The sequence below is a fragment of the Trinickia sp. EG282A genome (assembly GCF_040965455.1).
Classification (GTDB): Bacteria; Pseudomonadota; Gammaproteobacteria; order Burkholderiales; family Burkholderiaceae; genus Trinickia; species Trinickia symbiotica.
Genome location: NZ_JBFRCC010000002.1, coordinates 1049425 through 1065420 on the forward strand (window position 1 = coordinate 1049425; position 15996 = coordinate 1065420).

Consider the following 15996-nt stretch of genomic DNA (forward strand, 5'->3'; position numbering starts at 1 on the left):
GAAAAAGGGAAGAGGAGATTCGCTCGTTGGCTGCGTGGCGATAGGGACGAACGGCGGCGGGAGTGGTGTCCGCGCGTTTCTCGTGCGTTGGCTTTATGCCCCGCCCGTCGGATCGACTGGCTCGATCGGCGTGCCTTCGACCGTTTGCCGTGCCTCGTCCGCGAGCATGACCGGAATGCCGTCGCGAATCGGATAGGCCAGCTTGTCGGCTTGGCAGATGAGCTCCTCGTTTGCCCGGTCGTAACGGAGTGGGCCCTTGCAAATCGGGCACACGAGAATTTCAAGCAAGCGAGCGTCCACGGAGTTTCTCCACAACGAGAGCGATGAGGCGGCCTGGCAACGCAGCTTCGACCGGAACGACCCAGATCCGCGCGTCGCGCCGTCCGCGCAATTTTACTGCATCCTTTTCGGTGATCAGGATCACGTCGGCCTGCGCACCCTCGAACGGATCGCGACGATACGCGTAGTGATCGGGCAGCGCGCGCGTCGCGGGCGCGAGGCCCGCCGCGCGCAGCGTCGCGAAAAAGCGCTCGGGCGAGCCGATGCCGGCCGCCGCCAGCACGCGCGCGCCCGCGAACTGAGCGAGCGGACGGCGCAGGCTCGGATCCGCGAGGTGCCAGGCATCGCCGGGCGAGATCGTCAGCGCATACGTGTCGGGCCACGGCGGCAGCTCGCGGCTGAACGGGTTGTTGACGAGCGTGGCGTCGCGCCGGCGCGAAAGCGGCTCGCGCAACGGCCCCGCCGGCAGCAGAAATCCGTTGCCGGCAAGACGCTGATCGAACACGACGAGCTCGACGTCGCGCTGCAGGCGGTAGTGCTGGAGCCCGTCGTCGCTCACGATCACGTCGACGTCGCTATGCGCGGTCACCAATGCGCGGGCGGCGGCCACGCGGTCGGGGCAAACCCAGACGGGCGCGCCCGTGCGCCGCGCGATGATGAGCGGCTCGTCGCCGGCTTCGTCAGGATGTGAGGCTGCCGTCACGGCGCGCGGCTCGGCCACCTTTGCGCCATATCCGCGCGAGACGACGCCCGGCGTGAAGCCCGCGGCGCGCAGCGCATCGACGAGCGCGATGACGGTCGGCGTCTTGCCCGTTCCGCCGACGGTCACGTTGCCGACGACGACGACCGGCAAGCCGATGCGCACGCTCTCGCGCCAGCCGAGCGAGAAGCTCGCGCGGCGCAGCGCGGCCGCCGCGCCGAAGGCCAACGAAAGCGGGGAGAGCGCCCACGCGAGCGGCCCGCGGCGCTGCCATTCGCGCGTGAGGCGCGCTTCGATGCGCGCTTTGATTCGATCGGCGAGGCGTTCACCGAGGCGGGATGGCGCTGACATCGTCGATAAGGGTCGGGGGGGCGGTTCGGGAACCCGGCACTCTAGCGCGCCCAGGCCGCCGAGGGCAAGACGGCTCGCCGGCAAAGCGCCCATTTCTCTCTATCCCCAGCATCCGCTCGCCTGTGGATAACTCTGTGAAGAACGTGCCTCCCAAACGGAGAGGAGGCCGGCAGATCAAGGCTCTTGTCGGCGGCAACTTATGTCGTACGAATGTGAAATCGTTAAAAATCAAGAACTTGCCACGTATGCTCGCGGCTCCGCGCGGCGTCCCCGAAAAAGCCATGTTTTTTGCCCTCAATGTGGGAAACCTGGCGCCGGACGCCATTGCGGCACTGGACGCCGCCACGCGAGGAGACTATCGTCTGTTCGGCAGAAAAAATGAGATCCAGTATGCATTCGCGTTCTTCCTTCTCTCCGTCGGGGCCGGCGGCCTCGTCCGCGGGCGGACCGTTCGACAGTGATGTCGCCATCCCGGTCTCGGTGCTCAACCGAACGATCGGCAGATTGCTCGAACGATCGTTTCCGCTCGTCTGGGTGGCCGGCGAAGTCTCGAACTTCATGCGGGCGGCAAGCGGTCATTGGTACTTTTCCATCAAGGACGGCGAAGCGCAGATGCGCTGCGTCATGTTCCGCGGGCGCGCCCAATACGCGGAGTTCACGCCGCGCGAAGGCGACAAGATCGAGGTGCGGGCGCTCGTGACGATGTACGAGCCGCGCGGCGAAATCCAGCTCAACGTGGAGGCCGTGCGCCGCACGGGGCTCGGCCGTCTTTACGAGGCGTTCCTGCGCTTGAAGACGAAGCTCGAAGCCGAGGGCCTTTTCGCGGCCGAGCGCAAACGTCCACTGCCGACGCATCCGCACGCGATCGGCATCGTCACCTCGCTGCAGGCGGCTGCGTTGCGCGATGTCCTGACGACGCTTGCGCGCCGCGCGCCGCATATTCCCATCGTCATTTATCCGGCACCCGTGCAAGGGATGGGAGCAGGCGAAAAGCTGGCCGCGATGATCGAGAAGGCGAATGCGCGGCGCGAGGTCGACGTGCTCGTCGTTTGCCGCGGCGGGGGCTCCATCGAAGATCTGTGGGCCTTCAACGAGGAGGTGGTGGCGCGAGCGATCGCCGCGAGCGAGCTTCCGGTCGTCTGCGGCGTCGGGCACGAGACCGACATCACAATCGCCGATTTCGCGGCCGACGTCCGCGCGCCGACGCCGACAGGCGCGGCCGAACTCGTCAGTCCACAGCGCACGATGCTGCTGCGCGAGCTCGACCAGCGCCGCGCGGCGCTCGCGCGCGGTTTCGGCCGCCTCGCGGAACGGCGCGCGCAGCAGCTCGACTGGCTTGCGCGCCGGCTCGTGAGCCCCGCGGAGCGTCTGAGGCGTCAACGCGTCCATTTGCAGCAGCTTCAGGCACGGCTCGCGTCGGCAGGCGCGCGTCCGGTGCGCGACGCGCGGGCGCGCTTTGCGCTCGTGCGGTTGCGCTGGGAGCGTTGGCGGCCCGATCTCGGCGCTCACCGGCAGGCGCTCTCGGGCTTTGCGCGGCGACTCGACGCCACGCTCGCGCGACAACACGAGCGTCACGCGGCGAAAGTGGCGTCGCTCGGGGCGCGGCTGGAGCTGCTCAGCCCGCAGCGCACGCTCGAGCGCGGCTACGCCGCATTACTCGATGGGCGAACGGGGCATGCCGTCCGGGCGACCGGCGAGCTCAAGCGCGAGCGGCGCTATGAGCTGCATCTCGCGCAAGGGGCGGCCGACGTTTCGTTCGGGGATGTGCAGCCGCGTCTCACCGACACGTTTTAGCTAGCAATTCCAGCGTTCGTCCGGGGTCGAGGCGGTCGCGCGCGGGCCTCCCGGATAGGTGCGACGATAGGCGCGGCCGTGAGCATTTTTTACGCCGATTCGCGCGCGCAGCGGTCAATGATGCGTCTAAAGGGCCACTGGTTTGCGGGGTTATTCCAAGTCGCCTACAATCGAAGGCTCGGAAGTGTCGCCTGCTAACTGCATAAAGTACCCACAACGAGTACCCCCATACTCGATCACTCGATAGAAGGAACTGCACCATGGAACACTCGCTCCCGCCGCTGCCGTTTGCCAAGAATGCCCTCGCGCCCCATATGTCGGAAGAGACGCTCGACTTTCACTACGGCAAGCATCATCAGGCCTATGTGACGAACCTGAACAACCTCATCAAGGGCACCGAGTTCGAGAACCTCGGTCTCGAAGAGATCATCAAGAAATCGTCGGGCGGCGTCTTCAACAACTCGGCACAGGTCTGGAACCACACGTTCTTCTGGAATTGCCTCAAGCCGCAAGGCGGCGGTGAGCCGACGGGTGCGCTCGCCGAGGCGATCAACAAGAAGTGGGGCTCGTTCGACGCGTTCAAGGAAGCTTTCTCGAAAGCAGCCGCCGGCAACTTCGGGTCGGGCTGGACGTGGCTCGTGAAGAAGGCCGACGGCTCGCTCGACATCGTCTCGACGAGCAACGCCGCCACGCCGCTGACGACGGATGCCAAGCCGCTGCTCACGATCGACGTTTGGGAGCACGCTTACTACATCGATTTCCGCAATGCGCGGCCGAAGTTCATCGAAACGTTCCTGAACCACCTCGCGAATTGGGATTTCGCCGCGAAGAACTTTGCGTCGTAATCGAGCGCGCACGCGCCACCTTCTGTGTAGCGCGCTAGGTAAGCTAACGCTGGTATGAAAAAGAAAGGCCCTCGCAGCTGCGCGAGGGCCTCTTTTTTGGAGATTGCCGAATGCATTGCCGCATTCGGCGCCGCACGATCACAACGCCGTGCGCCGCGCGATGTCGTCGAGCGCCGCCCGTTCGGTCAACACATCATCGATGAGCCCGTACTCCTTGGCGGCCGCGGCCGACATGAAATTGTCGCGATCCGTATCCTTGGCGATCTGCTCGATGCTCTGCCCCGTGCGGTCGGCCAAGATCGCATTGAGGCGCTCACGCAGAAACAACACCTCTTTTGCCTGAATCTCGATATCGGCCGCCGTGCCCTGGCTGCCCCCCGACGGCTGATGGATCATGATCCGCGCGTTCGGCAGTGCGAACCGTTTGCCCTTCGCGCCCGCCGCGAGCAGGAACGTGCCCATGCTCGCCGCGAAGCCTGTGCAAAGCGTCGAGACCTGCGGCTTGATGAACTGCATCGTGTCGTAGATCGCCATGCCGTCGTAGACCGAACCGCCGGGCGAATTGATGTAGAAGGAAATATCCTTGTCGGGATTCTCGGACTCGAGAAACAGCATCTGCGCGACGATCAGGCTCGCCGTTTCGTCGGTGACGGGGCCGACGAGAAAGACGATGCGCTCGCGCAGCAGGCGCGAATAGATGTCGTAGGCGCGCTCGCCGCGGCCCGTCGTCTCGATGACCGTAGGCACAAGCTGGCTGTAGGGGTCAGGGTGCATGAGCATTCCTCGCGTGGATGTCGATAGGGCGGCGCATCGATATGCGTAGCCTCTCGACTGTCATGACGCACGGATTGCATCTATTGTGACAAGACTGGGCGCCGAATGCAGCGGCTATCGATAAAAAGTCGCGCGTCGCGCCGGCGCTCGTCACGTTTTGACATGCTCAAACGTCAAAGAGTCGGGGATCCAACCCTGAGACTTAGCGGGCGGCCCTGAGTGCGAGCCGTGAGGGCGCGCCCTCTTTCAAGGAATCCGCCGAAGCGATGCCTGGAGAAGACGGAATGACGCGAGCACGAAACGAAAACAAACCCAACGAGAAACCGGACAAGACGTCGGGGTTCGAGGCCGCCCGCGCGCGGCTCATGGCGCGCGCCTACCGCCTGCTCGGATCTCGCGCGGAGGCGGAGGACGTCGTGCAGGACGCCTGGCTCAAATGGCATGCGGCCGACGACGCTGCATTGCGGACACCGCTCGCGTGGCTCACGACGATCACGACGCGGCTTGCCATCGACAGACTGCGGCGCTTGCAGACTGAACATACCGCCCATGAAAAAGACCGGCAGGCATCGTCGGTTACCCACGAGACGATGCCCTCGGCGGAGGAGGAGGCATTGCGTGCCTCGGCGATGGAAGAGGGGCTCTGGCTGCTCTTTGAGACACTCACGCCCGACGAGCGTGCCGCCTTTATCCTGCACGAAGCGTTCGATTGCGACTATGCGCGGATTGCGGATGTCCTGGGCAAGAAGACTCCCGCGCATTGCCGGCAGCTCGTGCATCGCGCGCGGTTGCGCCTGCAACGAACGCCGGAAACGGGCGGTGAAAACGCTGACGCCGAGGTCGACGTCGACGAGCGCACGCGACGGCGCGAGCGGCACGAGGAGCTCGAGCGCCTGCGCATGGCGATCGAAACCTGCGACCCGGCAGCGGCGATGCGGCTTTTCGAGGAGGCGGCCACCGCGGGCGCCGAAGCGCTTACGGTGGAACGCGCCGAGCGTGTCGTTGCAGTTGCGGCGGCACCGGTGGTCACGACCGCGTCGTTCGGCGCCGACACAGGGCGGTCCGCGCAAACGCTGGCCGTGGCGGACGTAGCTTACATCGCGGTGCTGCATCGATGCACGATCGTCGCGCTCGTTGCCGTGTCGTTTGCTGGAACGCGGATCGGCTATGTTCGCCTGATGACCGATCCGGTCGTTTTGGCTGCCGTGAACCGCGCGTTCGGCGAGCCGGCCATCGACAGTCTGCTCGCAACGGTTCGTTCGAACGAACACGCGTACGCGTGAGCTCGGTGAGCCGCCGCGTTCGCGATCGGCGCGCGGCGTTCCGATAACCTCTTACGCCGCAAGCGGTTGGGCCAGGTCGCTAGCACACTAGAGACCTTGCGATGCCGCGTCCCAGTTGATGTCGACGCAAAGCACTTGCAGGCCTTTCGGCGTTTGTGCGGCAGCCGATGCTGTCACGCAGAGATGCGCTTCGTTGATGGAGAGATAAGGCGCGGTCAGATGAACACGGCCCGGGGCACGAACGGCTTCGATGAAGTAAGGGCGCCGTTCCCAGCTCGCGCCCTCCGAATGCAGTAACGGTCGAAAACGCTTCGCGCGGCGTGAGACGCGACGCCCTTCCGGCACGAGGTTGTCGCCGATCTGCCGACCGTGCGCATCGAGCAGGAAGCATCTTGCGGAATCGGGCAGCGCGAGCAGAGAGCACGTCGCACGCTCGATCGTCTCGCCCGAGACGACATGTCCGCAGGCTTCCTGGAGCGCCGCGACGTAGGGTGTTAGCCGCGCGGCCTGCGCGCGGTCGCGCGCCGCCACCCGCTCGCGCAGCGCTGCCGACAGGGCATCCATCGCGGCCGCGGCCACACGCGGCTCGACCGGATCCATGCTGGGCCCGGCGAAATAAGTGCCCTGCATGAAATCGACGTTGGCTTCGAGCGCGATCAACGCTTCCCGCTCAGTCGAAAGACCGCCCATCAGCACGAGCTGTCCCGATTCGTGCAACAGCGAAACAAGCCCCGGCAATACGCGTTCGATGTGCGAATGTTCGCTGGCCTGCTGAAGGATCACGCGATCGAGCGTGACGATGTCGGGACGTAGATGCCAAACGCGGTCGATGTTCGAATGCTTCGCGCCGAAACCGCCGAGCGCGATCAGAAAGCCCGATTTGCGCAGCGAATCGACGATTTCCGCGAAGCGGCTCGTTTCGCCGCCCGCTTGCTCAGGCACTTCGAGGACGACGCGCTGCGGCGGCAGCGCGAGCGCCTTCAACCCCGCGAGCAGCGCGTCGCCATAACTCGTGTCCATCAGCGCGGCCGGATGCAGGCTCAGAAAGAGCCATTCGTCATGGCTGTCGAAAGCGCTGAAATTGCCGAGATGCAGCGATTCCGCGAGTCTTCCCAGCTCGAGCAGATCGCCGCGCCGCGCCGCCTGGGTGAATACCTCGTGCGAGAGCACCTGACTACCGTCTTCATCGTGCGCACGCAGCGACGCGTGATAGCCGATCGCGCGCCGATGCGATACCGAGAACACCGGCTGAAAGACGCTGAATACGGTATAGCCGCCATAGACGACGGTACGCCGTGCGCCTGCTTCGCCAGCAACGGGACGCGGCGGCTGAAACCCGGGAGGATCGAGTTCGATCATGCTCGGTCGGAATCGAAGAATCGGAAAATGACGAGGCATCGCAGTGTAGCCGCATGCGATGCGAAATAACGGCTACTTTACCGCATAAGGCAGCAAGAACCATGCGAGAGGCTTGCTTCCATTGGTGTGCGGGCGCTCACATCGGCTACGACCTTCGATGTACCGAGCTTGGTCGGATGGTCGGGCGGCGTCCGCAACTCCAGTGCGCACGCTCCTGGTGCGTCAGGTGCCCAAGGTTGTGCTCAACCGATCAACTCGGACTCACTCGCGGGTGCGCGTCGCGCTGCCAAGGGGCGATCGGGCTCGAGCCGCGCCGCACGTTCAAAAAACGCGTGCGCCCGTGGATCTGTCGAGTAGGCCGCGTTGATGCGAAGCCACGGACTTGTTTCTCCGTGAGGGCGGAAGTAGCTGCCGGGCGCGACCGTCACGCCGCACGCGGCCGCGCATTCGACGAGCCGCTGCGAATCCTCGATGTGCGGAACCCGCGCCCAGAGGAACTTGCCGCCGGCCGGCGGCGCGAATAGCTGCCAGCCGTGCGATTCGAGCGTCTGAATGCCCGCGCCGAGTACTTCGTTCATGCGCCGGCGCAGGCGATCGAGAAACTTGCGATAGGCGCCGCGCTCGAGCATCGCGAGCGCGACCGATTCGGCGAACAGCGACCCGCCGATGCCCGTCAGCATCTTGATATCGACGATGTCCTTAACGATCGTCGGATGGGCGGCGATGAACCCGGTCCGCAGCGACGACGACAGCGTCTTCGACAGCCCGCCGATGTAGATGACCTGCTCGAGCTGATCGAGCGCGGCAAGGCGATCGGTCGGCTCGGCCTGAAAATCGGCGTAGATGTCGTCCTCGACGATCGTGAAGCCGTATTCGCGCGCGAGCTGAAGTACGCGAAAGGCGACTGACGGCGCGACGATCGTGCCGGTCGGATTGTGAAAGACCGAGTTGACGAAGAAGGCTCGCGGACGGTGGAGCTCGAGTGCGGCCCGTAACGCCTCGACATCCGGTCCGGCCGCCGTGCGCGGAATGCCGACGATGTTGACCCCGTGCAACTTCAGGAGTCCGAACAAGTTGTAGTAGCCCGGATCCTCGACGAACATCGTGTCGCCCGCCTTCAGCAGATAGCGGACGACGAGATCGATGGCCTGGCTCGCGCCACATGTGATGACGATTTGCGACGTGTCGGCGCGGATGCCGAGCGACGCGATGCGGGCCTGCAAGTGCTCGCGCAATGCGGCGTTGCCGAATGGTGTCGCGTAATCGATCATGGCCGCGGGATCGGTCCGCGCGACATGGCGGATCGCTTGCGCGAGACCTTCCATGTCGCGCCATGCCTCGGGGATGAAGCCGGTCGCGAGTTTCAACGTGTCGCCGGGATGATTGAACTCGTGCAGGATGTGGCCCGACTCGTCTTCCGCGCGGCGTGGATCGGATGTGCCCGCGGAGCCCGATACGTCGCGCCAGCGCGCGCTCACGTAAAAGCCCGAGCCGTGCCGCGATTCGACATAGCCGAGCGATACGAGCCGATCATAAGCTTCGATGACGGGAAATCGGCTGATGCCGTATTGCGCCGCGAGGCCGCGAATCGATGGCAGCTTCGCGCCGGCATGCGCTTCGCGCGAGCGAACCCAGCCCTCCATCTGCGCGACGATCTGGTCCGTGAGCGGCACGCCGTTGCCGCGGTCGAGCTCGAGCTTCATCGATAGACCTTGCCCATTCGAGTGTTCGGTAATTTGCCTGCACAGTTTCGCTGAAACTGTTCGGAACTGTGCATGTGATTATAGCGATCGAGCCGAGATAATGCATCCACTGAGCAATGCTTTATCGAGGAGGCTGAGATGCGCGAGATCCGAGAGTTCGAAATGGAACACGACGAGCCGGCCACGGCCTGGCGCATCGTGCGGCCCCTCGTCGTCACGGTGACGACCGGGCAGTTGTGGCTGACGCTCGAGCACGACGCCGAAGACTACTGGCTCGAGGCAGGACAGTCGTTTCTCCTGCCGGCCGGGACCCGAGCGTGGGTCAGCGCCGGGCGCGATGGGGCGCGCGTCAATGTGACGGGCGCGAACTCGGTCGATACGGACAGGCGCGCTGCGTTCGCGCAGTCGGCGGCGGCAAGCGCTCGCGGCTGGATGACTCGGTGGCTACGGGTAGCGTGAAAGTGATCGATCCGGACCGATAGCGTCGGTGCACCGACTGCCGTAACGTCATCTAGACAGATCTACACCCGCTATTGTTTTGCCGGCATATCGATTGGCGACGGCTCGTGATCGAAGCGGTGTGCGCCGGCGTGTACGGGCGGCTCGTATGCGCCGACATAGCGGGCGCGCGGGCGGATCAATCTGCCGTCTTCCGTTTGTTCCAATGCGTGTGCGATCCAGCCGGCTGCCCGGCCAAGCGCGAAGAGAGCGAATGCCGCTCCCGGTGGCAGGTCCACGACACGCTCGATCGACGACAAAGCGAAATCGACGGTCGGAGCGAGGCCAGTCGAGCGCTCCGCCGCATGCGTTATCGCCTCGATCTGATTCAGTCTCGCGCGCGCGGACGTTCTGACTCCTGCGCACTCGTCGAGCATGGCAAGCAGCACCGTCGCGCGCGGATCGCCTTGCGGATACAGCGGATGCCCGAAGCCGGGAAGGATCGTGCGCGGCCGGTCGTCGTCGTGTCGAGCGAGATGTGCCGCCAGATATCGATCGACATCGCCGGCTTGATCGACCTCGGCGAAGAGGGCGCTCACACGCATGGTCTCGCCGCAATGGCGTGGACCGGCGAGCGCCGCGAGCCCGCCCGTCACCGCGCCGAACAGATGCATCCCCGTCGAGGCGATGCAGCGCACGGTAAACGTCGAGGCATTGAGCTCATGGTCCGCGCATACGACAAGCGCCGCGCGCAACAGCTCGATGTGCCTGCGATTGCGGATGCCCCAAGCATCCGCGAGCTGCCGATGCAGCGGCTCGCGCGACGGCCTGCCGCGGACCAGGGCCGCGGCGAGCACGCGCATCAACGCGGCGCCGGTATCGAGCTTTGCCTCGCGATCCAATGCCCATATACGCGGTACCAGTTTGGCGGCTGCCGGTAGCAGCACGAGTGCGCGCTCGTGCGGCGCATCGGTGCTTGTCAGCTTCAACCAGGCGTCCCATTGCCTGGCCGCCAGTGGAGCGTCGGGCGCTGCATCGATACGCGCACGTTCGCATTCCCAAAGAATCGCGGCCGCCTCTTCGAGCGTCGCTGTGCGGGCGAGTTCGATGGCGTCGTGGCCGCGATAGTAGAGCCGGCCATCGGCGATCAGCGTGATGCGCGACTCGAGTACGGGCACGCCCCAGTCCAGCACCTTCTGCGCGACTTTGCCGGCACGCTTGCCGTCGGCCTTCCTGCGGGCCAGGCGGCGCACGTCGTCGGCCGCATACAGGCGGCGCTTGCCGTTTGCTTCGGGCGCCGAGCGCAGCATGCCGCGGCTCACGTAGGAATAGAGCGTCGGCACGCTGATTTGCAGCAGGGCGGCGGCTTCGGAGGCGGTCAGGTAGGCGGGCATCGATCGTCTTCAGTGTTCATTCTCGGAATGGATTAGGGGCGCGAATCAAACTAATCGATATATGTTGACGGATTGAATCAAGATTGATTGGAGTGATCGTCGATTCTAGACTCGTTCCCATCCCTTCAACGCGTTTCGTCATCGCTATGACCACACCGATCACGCCGCTCGTTGCGCTCGAACATCTCTGGTCGCTCGCCCGCTGCGCGCCTGACATGCTCGAAGACATTTACTTCGAAGGCGCCGACCCCGGTTTGCCCTCGATCTATCGCGTCGGCACGCTCGCAAGCGCGACGATCGGCGCCTCGGCGCTCGCCGCCGCCGCATGCGAGCGCGTGCGGCGAGGGCGCACGCAGCGCGTCGACGTTTCGATGCGTCGCGCACTCGTCGCGTTTCGCAGCGAACGATACTTGCGCATCGACGACGGTCCCGCTCCGGAACTGCGCGATCCACTGACAGGGTTCTTCGAAACGCGCGGCGGGCGGTGGATTCAATTGCACGCGAATTTCGCACATCACCGCGACGGCATTCTCCGGGTGCTGGGTTGTGAGAACGATCGGGAGCGGGTGGCCGAGGCGATTCGCGGCTGGGACGGCGCGGAACTCGATCGCAGGCTCGCCGATGCGGGGCTGTGCGCCGCATTGATCCGCTCGCCGGACGAGTGGGCGAAAGAGCCGCAGGCAGCGGCTATTGCGGGGCTGCCGCTATTCGAAATCGAGCGCATCGGCAATGCGCCGCCCATGCCGATTGGCGGCGACAGTCCTCTCGCGACCGACCGCCCCCTGGGCGGCACGCGCGTGCTCGATCTCTCGCGCATCATTGCCGGCCCCGTCGCCGGACGCACGCTGGCGCAGCACGGCGCCGAAGTGCTGTTGATCAATGGGCCGCATCTGCCGAATATCGCTCCGCTCGTCATCGACAACGGCCGCGGCAAGCGCTCGGCACTGCTCGACTTGCGCGAGGCCCAAGGGCGGGACGCGTTGCGAGCACTGGCGGCGGATGCCGACGTATTCTTGCAGTCCTATCGGCCCGGTGCGCTCGCGGCGTGTGGATTCGGGCCCGAGGACCTCGCTCGGATCAAGCCCGGCATCGTGTACGTATCGGTTTGCGCATATGGGCACACGGGCCCGTGGTCCCAGCGTCGCGGCTTCGACAGCCTCGTGCAATCGGCGAGCGGCGTCGCGTGGACCGAGCAGGCGGCGGCGCGAACAGCCATGCCGAAACCCTTGCCGTGCCAGGCGCTGGATCATGCCACGGGCTACCTCGCCGCATTCGGTGCGATGGCGGCGCTGCTGCGTCGCGCGACTGAAGGCGGCAGCTGGCACGTGCGTGTGTCGCTCGCGCAGACGGGGCGCTGGTTGCAATCGTTCGGCACCCTCGACGACGGCTGGCGCGCGCCTGACATGAGTCTGGACGATGTCCGCGATGTGCTGCAGACGATGGACTCTCCGTTCGGCCGTGTGCTCGCGGCTGCGCCGGCCGAATCAATGTCCGAGACAGCGCCGCGCTTCGATCGGCCGCCCGTGCCGATCGGCACCGACGGGCCGCATTGGCTCGCGTAGGGCCGATCCGCCCATGGCAATGAGCGGACGGCGCTCGCCACCCAGTACGACCGCGCGCAAGCCATTCGAAACAAGACCTGCCCTGCGATTCGGGAGTTGAGCCGAGCGCGCTATTTGCGCAATTCGGCGACGAAATCGTAGTAGTCGTTCCGGCAATAGGTATCGGTCAACTCGATTGCGCGCTGCTCGGCCGTGTAGCCGACTCGTGTGATCAGCAGCAGTGCGTCGTGCGGCGCGATACCCATTTGCCGTGCGATTTCCTCGCTCGCATTGACGGCGCGAAAATGCTGCAGCGCTCGGACGATTCCAAGACCGCGTTGCTCGAGGTACGTGTAGAGGGAATCGCCAATCGAGCTGGGATCGGGAATCACCGAGGCGGGCAGCGTCGAATTCTCGACGGCCATCACGATGCCGTCGGCGAGCCGCAGACGCTTCAACCGTGCAACCGCTGCTGACGGCGACAGGCCGAGTTGAATGACCTCGTCGCGGCTCGCGGGCTGGATTTCGCGCGCGAGCCATTGCGAGCCCGGCTCGAATCCGCGCCGCCTGATCATCTCGCTGAAGCTCGAAAGCCGTGAAAGCGGATCGTCGTAGCGCGGCGTGATGAAGCTGCCCGCACCCTGCGTTCGACGGATCAAGCCCTGTTCGACGAGCAGTGCGATGGCCTTGCGCGCCGTGATGCGCGAGACGCCCAGCGCTTCGGACAGCACGCGCTCGGACGGCAAAGCTTCGCCGGCGTTCCAGCGGTTCTCGTGGATCGCCTGGCCGAGCTTGCGCGCGAGTTGCAGGTAGAGTGGCGTATCGTTGTCCGGGTCCGGGCGCAGATCGCGCCAGCGGTCTTCCGAGAGTGTGTTCATGGAATTCGCGCTGCTGAGGGCAAGCGTCAATTTTATGCCATCGAACACCGCGGTTATCCGATCCGTTGCTCGTCCCGGACGGCGGAACCACGAACTGTTGCGTTCATAGGAGATTCGCGATGGAGAACGACGCATACGTGACGCTACCGGATGGGGAGCGGCTTGCCAAGCTGGGGCAGGGCACATGGGAGATGGGCGAGCGAAAGGCACTGCGCGCGGCGGAGATAGCGGCGCTGCGCGAAGGCGTCGAGCTCGGGATGACCGTCATCGATACGGCTGAAATGTACGGCGACGGCGCGACGGAAACGCTTTTGGGCGAGGCGCTGGCGGGCCTGCGCGACGATGTGTTTCTCGTCAGCAAGGTCTATCCCCACAATGCGAGTCGGCGCGGCGTCACGGCTTCATGCGAGGCGAGCCTGAAACGGTTGAAAACGGATCGGCTCGATCTGTACCTGCTTCATTGGCCGGGTTCGATTCCGCTCGAAGAGACCGTCGAAGGATTCGAAGCGCTGCGGCGCGCGGGCAAGATCCGGCATTGGGGGGTGAGCAACTTCGACGTCGAGGAGATGGAGGCGCTTTTTACCGCCGCCGGCTCCGCTTGCGCGACCAACCAGATCCTGTACAACGTCGCGCGGCGAGGGCCCGAGCATGACTTGCTGCCGTGGATGCGGGCTCGGCGGATGCCGGCGATGGCCTACAGCCCGATCGACCATATGCGGTTGCCGGCGCATTCGGTCCTCGATGAAATAGGGGCCGCGCGAGGCGTCACGCCGGTTTGCATCGCGCTCGCATGGGTGCTCGCGCAACCCGGAATCTGCGCCATTCCGAAGGCTGGCAGCCTAGAGCACGTGCGCGAGAACAGACGAGCGCTCGACATCGTGTTGACCGATGCCGAGCGCTCGGCGATAGACGCTTATTTCAAACCGCCCCGCGGCAAGCGGCCGCTCGAAATGCTCTGATCCTCGTTGTGAGGCCGTGCGGTCAACCGACCGCACGGCGTCCATCGCTCCCTCGCGGCGAGTGAGCCGGCGCGCTGGCTCAGTGGTTGCTGCCGCCGTGGCCTCCTCCGCCGCTGCTGCCGTTCCCGCCGCCATTGCCGCCGCCGTTGCCGCCGTTGCCACTGCCATGGCCGCTGCCGTTGCCGCCGCCATTGCCCGCGCCGTTTCCGCCGTTGCCGCCGCCGTGGCCACCGCTACCGCTACCGCCGCTACCGCTATCGCTACCGCCGCCTTGGCCACCACTGCCGCCGCTTCCGCTGCCGCCATTGCCGCCGCCGTGACCACCGCTACCGCCGCTGCCACCGCTGCCACCGCCATTGCCGCCGCCGTGACCACCGCTACCACCGCTGCCACCGCTGCCACCGCCATTGCCGCCGCCATGACCACCGCTACCGCCGCCGTTGCCGCCGCTGCCACCGCTGCCACCGCTGCCACCGCTGCCACCGCTGCCACCGCCATTGCCGCCGCCATTGCCGCCGCCATTGCCGCCGCCATTGCCGCCGCCATGACCACCGCTGCCACCGCCATTGCCGCCGCCATTGCCGCCGCCATGACCACCGCTACCCCCACCGCTGCCGCCATTGCCGCCGCCATGACCACCGCTACCCCCGCCGTTGCCGCCACTGCCACCGCCATTACCATCGCCGCCGCTGCCTCCATTGCCACCGCCATTGCCACCACCACCGCTGCCGCCATTGCCGCCGCCGTGACCACCGCTACCGCCGCCGTTGCCGCCACTGCCACCGCCATTACCATCGCCGCCGCTGCCTCCATTGCCACCGCCATTACCACCACCACCGCTGCCGCCATTGCCGCCGCCGTGACCACCGCTACCGCCGCCGTTGCCGCCACTGCCACCGCTGCCACCACCGCTGCCACCACCGCTGCCACCACCGCTACCGCCGCCGTTGCCGCCACTGCCACCGCCATTACCACCACCACCGCTACCGCCGCCGTTGCCGCCACTGCCACCGCCATTACCACCACCGCTGCCACCGCTGCCACCACCGCTGCCACCGCTGCCACCGCTGCCACCACCGCTGCCACCACCGCTGCCACCACCGCTGCCACCACCGCTGCCACTGCTGCCACCACCGCTGCCACCACCGCTGCCATCACCGCTGCCACCACCGCTGCCACCACCGCTGCCACCACCGCTGCCACCACCGCTGCCACCGCTGCCACCGCTGCCACCGCTGCCACCGCTGCCACCGCTGCCACCGCTGCTACCGCTGCCACCGCTGCCACCGCTGGCACCGCTGCCACCACTGCCACCGCTGCCACCACTGCCACCACTGCCACCACTGCCACCACTGCCACCACTGCCGCCACTGCCGCCACTGCCGCCACTGCCAGCACTGCCAGCACTGCCAGCACTGCCAGCACTGCCGCCGCTGCCGCCACTGCCGCCACTGCCGCCACTGCCGCCGCCCTTACCGCCGTTGCCTCCTCCACCACCGCCGTCTCCGCGTGAGCCATTGGCGCCGGCGACCGAAGGACCGCCGCTCGGTGCGCCTTCTGACGTGGCACTGCTATCGGCGCCGCCCACGTCGCCTACGTCATTGCTGATACGTTTGACACATGCCTCATAGTCGGGATTGCCTTCGCAAGGGCTCTGCTTCGAGGCGGTACCGTTTGCCCCATTCTGAATCGGAGCCC

15 protein-coding genes are annotated in these 15996 nt (G+C 65.9%); 8 read left to right on the forward strand and 7 right to left on the reverse strand.

Translation table 11 applies throughout. From position 1 onward, the window contains the following. Positions 1–93: 93 nt before the first annotated feature. Positions 94–300, reverse strand: a complete 207-nt coding sequence (locus tag AB4Y31_RS12765; protein WP_018440765.1) for a Trm112 family protein — start codon at positions 298–300, stop codon at positions 94–96. Next, positions 281–1330 (reverse strand): tetraacyldisaccharide 4'-kinase, encoded by a 1050-nt coding sequence (lpxK, locus tag AB4Y31_RS12770; RefSeq protein WP_018440764.1) that lies wholly within the window; start codon positions 1328–1330, stop codon positions 281–283. The genes AB4Y31_RS12765 and lpxK overlap by 20 nt, the downstream gene beginning before the upstream one ends. A gap of 134 nt (positions 1331–1464) precedes the next feature. Between lpxK and AB4Y31_RS12775 the strand changes: the two genes are divergently transcribed. The 3 genes from AB4Y31_RS12775 to AB4Y31_RS12785 all read left to right on the forward strand — a co-directional run bounded on the left by AB4Y31_RS12775 (position 1465) and on the right by AB4Y31_RS12785 (position 3969). Next, positions 1465–1791 (forward strand): hypothetical protein, encoded by a 327-nt coding sequence (locus AB4Y31_RS12775; RefSeq protein WP_368674218.1) that lies wholly within the window; start codon positions 1465–1467, stop codon positions 1789–1791. Continuing rightward, the gene (gene xseA, locus AB4Y31_RS12780) at positions 1721–3124 is read left to right on the forward strand and encodes an exodeoxyribonuclease VII large subunit (RefSeq protein ID WP_368674219.1); all 1404 of its coding nucleotides are present in this window, start codon (positions 1721–1723) and stop codon (positions 3122–3124) included. Before AB4Y31_RS12775 ends, xseA begins: the two co-directional genes overlap by 71 nt. A gap of 260 nt (positions 3125–3384) precedes the next feature. Further along, a complete protein-coding gene (locus AB4Y31_RS12785; protein WP_368674220.1) occupies positions 3385–3969 on the forward strand; it encodes a superoxide dismutase in 585 nt (194 codons plus the stop codon). Between the two features lie 138 nt (positions 3970–4107). Here the strand turns inward: AB4Y31_RS12785 and clpP are convergent, their stop codons facing one another. Continuing rightward, positions 4108–4749 (reverse strand): ATP-dependent Clp endopeptidase proteolytic subunit ClpP, encoded by a 642-nt coding sequence (clpP, locus tag AB4Y31_RS12790; protein WP_368674221.1) that lies wholly within the window; start codon positions 4747–4749, stop codon positions 4108–4110. 278 nt (positions 4750–5027) lie between these two features. Between clpP and AB4Y31_RS12795 the strand changes: the two genes are divergently transcribed. Continuing rightward, a complete protein-coding gene (locus AB4Y31_RS12795; RefSeq protein WP_368674222.1) occupies positions 5028–6026 on the forward strand; it encodes a sigma-70 family RNA polymerase sigma factor in 999 nt (332 codons plus the stop codon). A gap of 87 nt (positions 6027–6113) precedes the next feature. Here AB4Y31_RS12795 and AB4Y31_RS12800 read toward each other — a convergent pair whose 3' ends face one another. Further along, entirely contained in the window at positions 6114–7385 is a 1272-nt protein-coding gene (locus AB4Y31_RS12800) for an EAL domain-containing protein (RefSeq protein ID WP_368674223.1), read from the reverse strand. Between the two features lie 242 nt (positions 7386–7627). Further along, on the reverse strand, positions 7628–9088 hold the full coding sequence (locus AB4Y31_RS12805) for a PLP-dependent aminotransferase family protein (protein ID WP_368674224.1): 1461 nt from the start codon (positions 9086–9088) through the stop codon (positions 7628–7630). A gap of 138 nt (positions 9089–9226) precedes the next feature. Here AB4Y31_RS12805 and AB4Y31_RS12810 point away from each other — a divergent pair, with 138 nt between their 5' ends. Next, the gene (locus AB4Y31_RS12810) at positions 9227–9547 is read left to right on the forward strand and encodes a DUF2917 domain-containing protein (protein WP_368674225.1); all 321 of its coding nucleotides are present in this window, start codon (positions 9227–9229) and stop codon (positions 9545–9547) included. Positions 9548–9618: 71 nt separating this feature from the next. On the opposite strand, the gene AB4Y31_RS12815 is transcribed toward AB4Y31_RS12810, so the two are convergent. Beyond that, positions 9619–10920 carry a citrate synthase family protein gene (locus AB4Y31_RS12815; RefSeq protein ID WP_368674226.1) on the reverse strand — a complete coding sequence of 434 codons (1302 nt, stop codon included), beginning with the start codon at positions 10918–10920 and terminating at the stop codon, positions 9619–9621. Positions 10921–11078: 158 nt separating this feature from the next. On the opposite strand from AB4Y31_RS12815, the gene AB4Y31_RS12820 reads away from it, so the two are divergent. Next, a complete protein-coding gene (locus tag AB4Y31_RS12820; protein ID WP_368674504.1) occupies positions 11079–12482 on the forward strand; it encodes a CoA transferase in 1404 nt (467 codons plus the stop codon). A 110-nt stretch (positions 12483–12592) separates the two neighbouring features. Here the strand turns inward: AB4Y31_RS12820 and AB4Y31_RS12825 are convergent, their stop codons facing one another. Continuing rightward, positions 12593–13339 (reverse strand): GntR family transcriptional regulator, encoded by a 747-nt coding sequence (locus AB4Y31_RS12825; protein ID WP_018440753.1) that lies wholly within the window; start codon positions 13337–13339, stop codon positions 12593–12595. Between the two features lie 119 nt (positions 13340–13458). On the opposite strand from AB4Y31_RS12825, the gene AB4Y31_RS12830 reads away from it, so the two are divergent. Together AB4Y31_RS12830 and AB4Y31_RS12835 are read left to right on the forward strand one after the other, a co-directional pair. After that, positions 13459–14298, forward strand: a complete 840-nt coding sequence (locus AB4Y31_RS12830) for an aldo/keto reductase (protein ID WP_368674227.1) — start codon at positions 13459–13461, stop codon at positions 14296–14298. A gap of 82 nt (positions 14299–14380) precedes the next feature. Next, positions 14381–15811 (forward strand): hypothetical protein, encoded by a 1431-nt coding sequence (locus AB4Y31_RS12835; RefSeq protein WP_368674228.1) that lies wholly within the window; start codon positions 14381–14383, stop codon positions 15809–15811. Positions 15812–15996: the final 185 nt, after the last annotated feature.

What these genes read in the sequence shown, in the direction of transcription:
- lpxK (WP_018440764.1), bottom strand. Translation starts at nt 1,330, where the DNA reads ATGTCAGCGCCATCCCGCCTCGGTGAACGCCTCGCCGATCGAATCAAA.
- xseA (WP_368674219.1), top strand. Translation starts at nt 1,721, where the DNA reads ATGCATTCGCGTTCTTCCTTCTCTCCGTCGGGGCCGGCGGCCTCGTCC.
- AB4Y31_RS12785 (WP_368674220.1), top strand. Translation starts at nt 3,385, where the DNA reads ATGGAACACTCGCTCCCGCCGCTGCCGTTTGCCAAGAATGCCCTCGCG.
- clpP (WP_368674221.1), bottom strand. Translation starts at nt 4,749, where the DNA reads ATGCTCATGCACCCTGACCCCTACAGCCAGCTTGTGCCTACGGTCATC.
- AB4Y31_RS12795 (WP_368674222.1), top strand. Translation starts at nt 5,028, where the DNA reads ATGACGCGAGCACGAAACGAAAACAAACCCAACGAGAAACCGGACAAG.
- AB4Y31_RS12800 (WP_368674223.1), bottom strand. Translation starts at nt 7,385, where the DNA reads ATGATCGAACTCGATCCTCCCGGGTTTCAGCCGCCGCGTCCCGTTGCT.
- AB4Y31_RS12805 (WP_368674224.1), bottom strand. Translation starts at nt 9,088, where the DNA reads ATGAAGCTCGAGCTCGACCGCGGCAACGGCGTGCCGCTCACGGACCAG.
- AB4Y31_RS12810 (WP_368674225.1), top strand. Translation starts at nt 9,227, where the DNA reads ATGCGCGAGATCCGAGAGTTCGAAATGGAACACGACGAGCCGGCCACG.
- AB4Y31_RS12815 (WP_368674226.1), bottom strand. Translation starts at nt 10,920, where the DNA reads ATGCCCGCCTACCTGACCGCCTCCGAAGCCGCCGCCCTGCTGCAAATC.
- AB4Y31_RS12825 (WP_018440753.1), bottom strand. Translation starts at nt 13,339, where the DNA reads ATGAACACACTCTCGGAAGACCGCTGGCGCGATCTGCGCCCGGACCCG.
- AB4Y31_RS12830 (WP_368674227.1), top strand. Translation starts at nt 13,459, where the DNA reads ATGGAGAACGACGCATACGTGACGCTACCGGATGGGGAGCGGCTTGCC.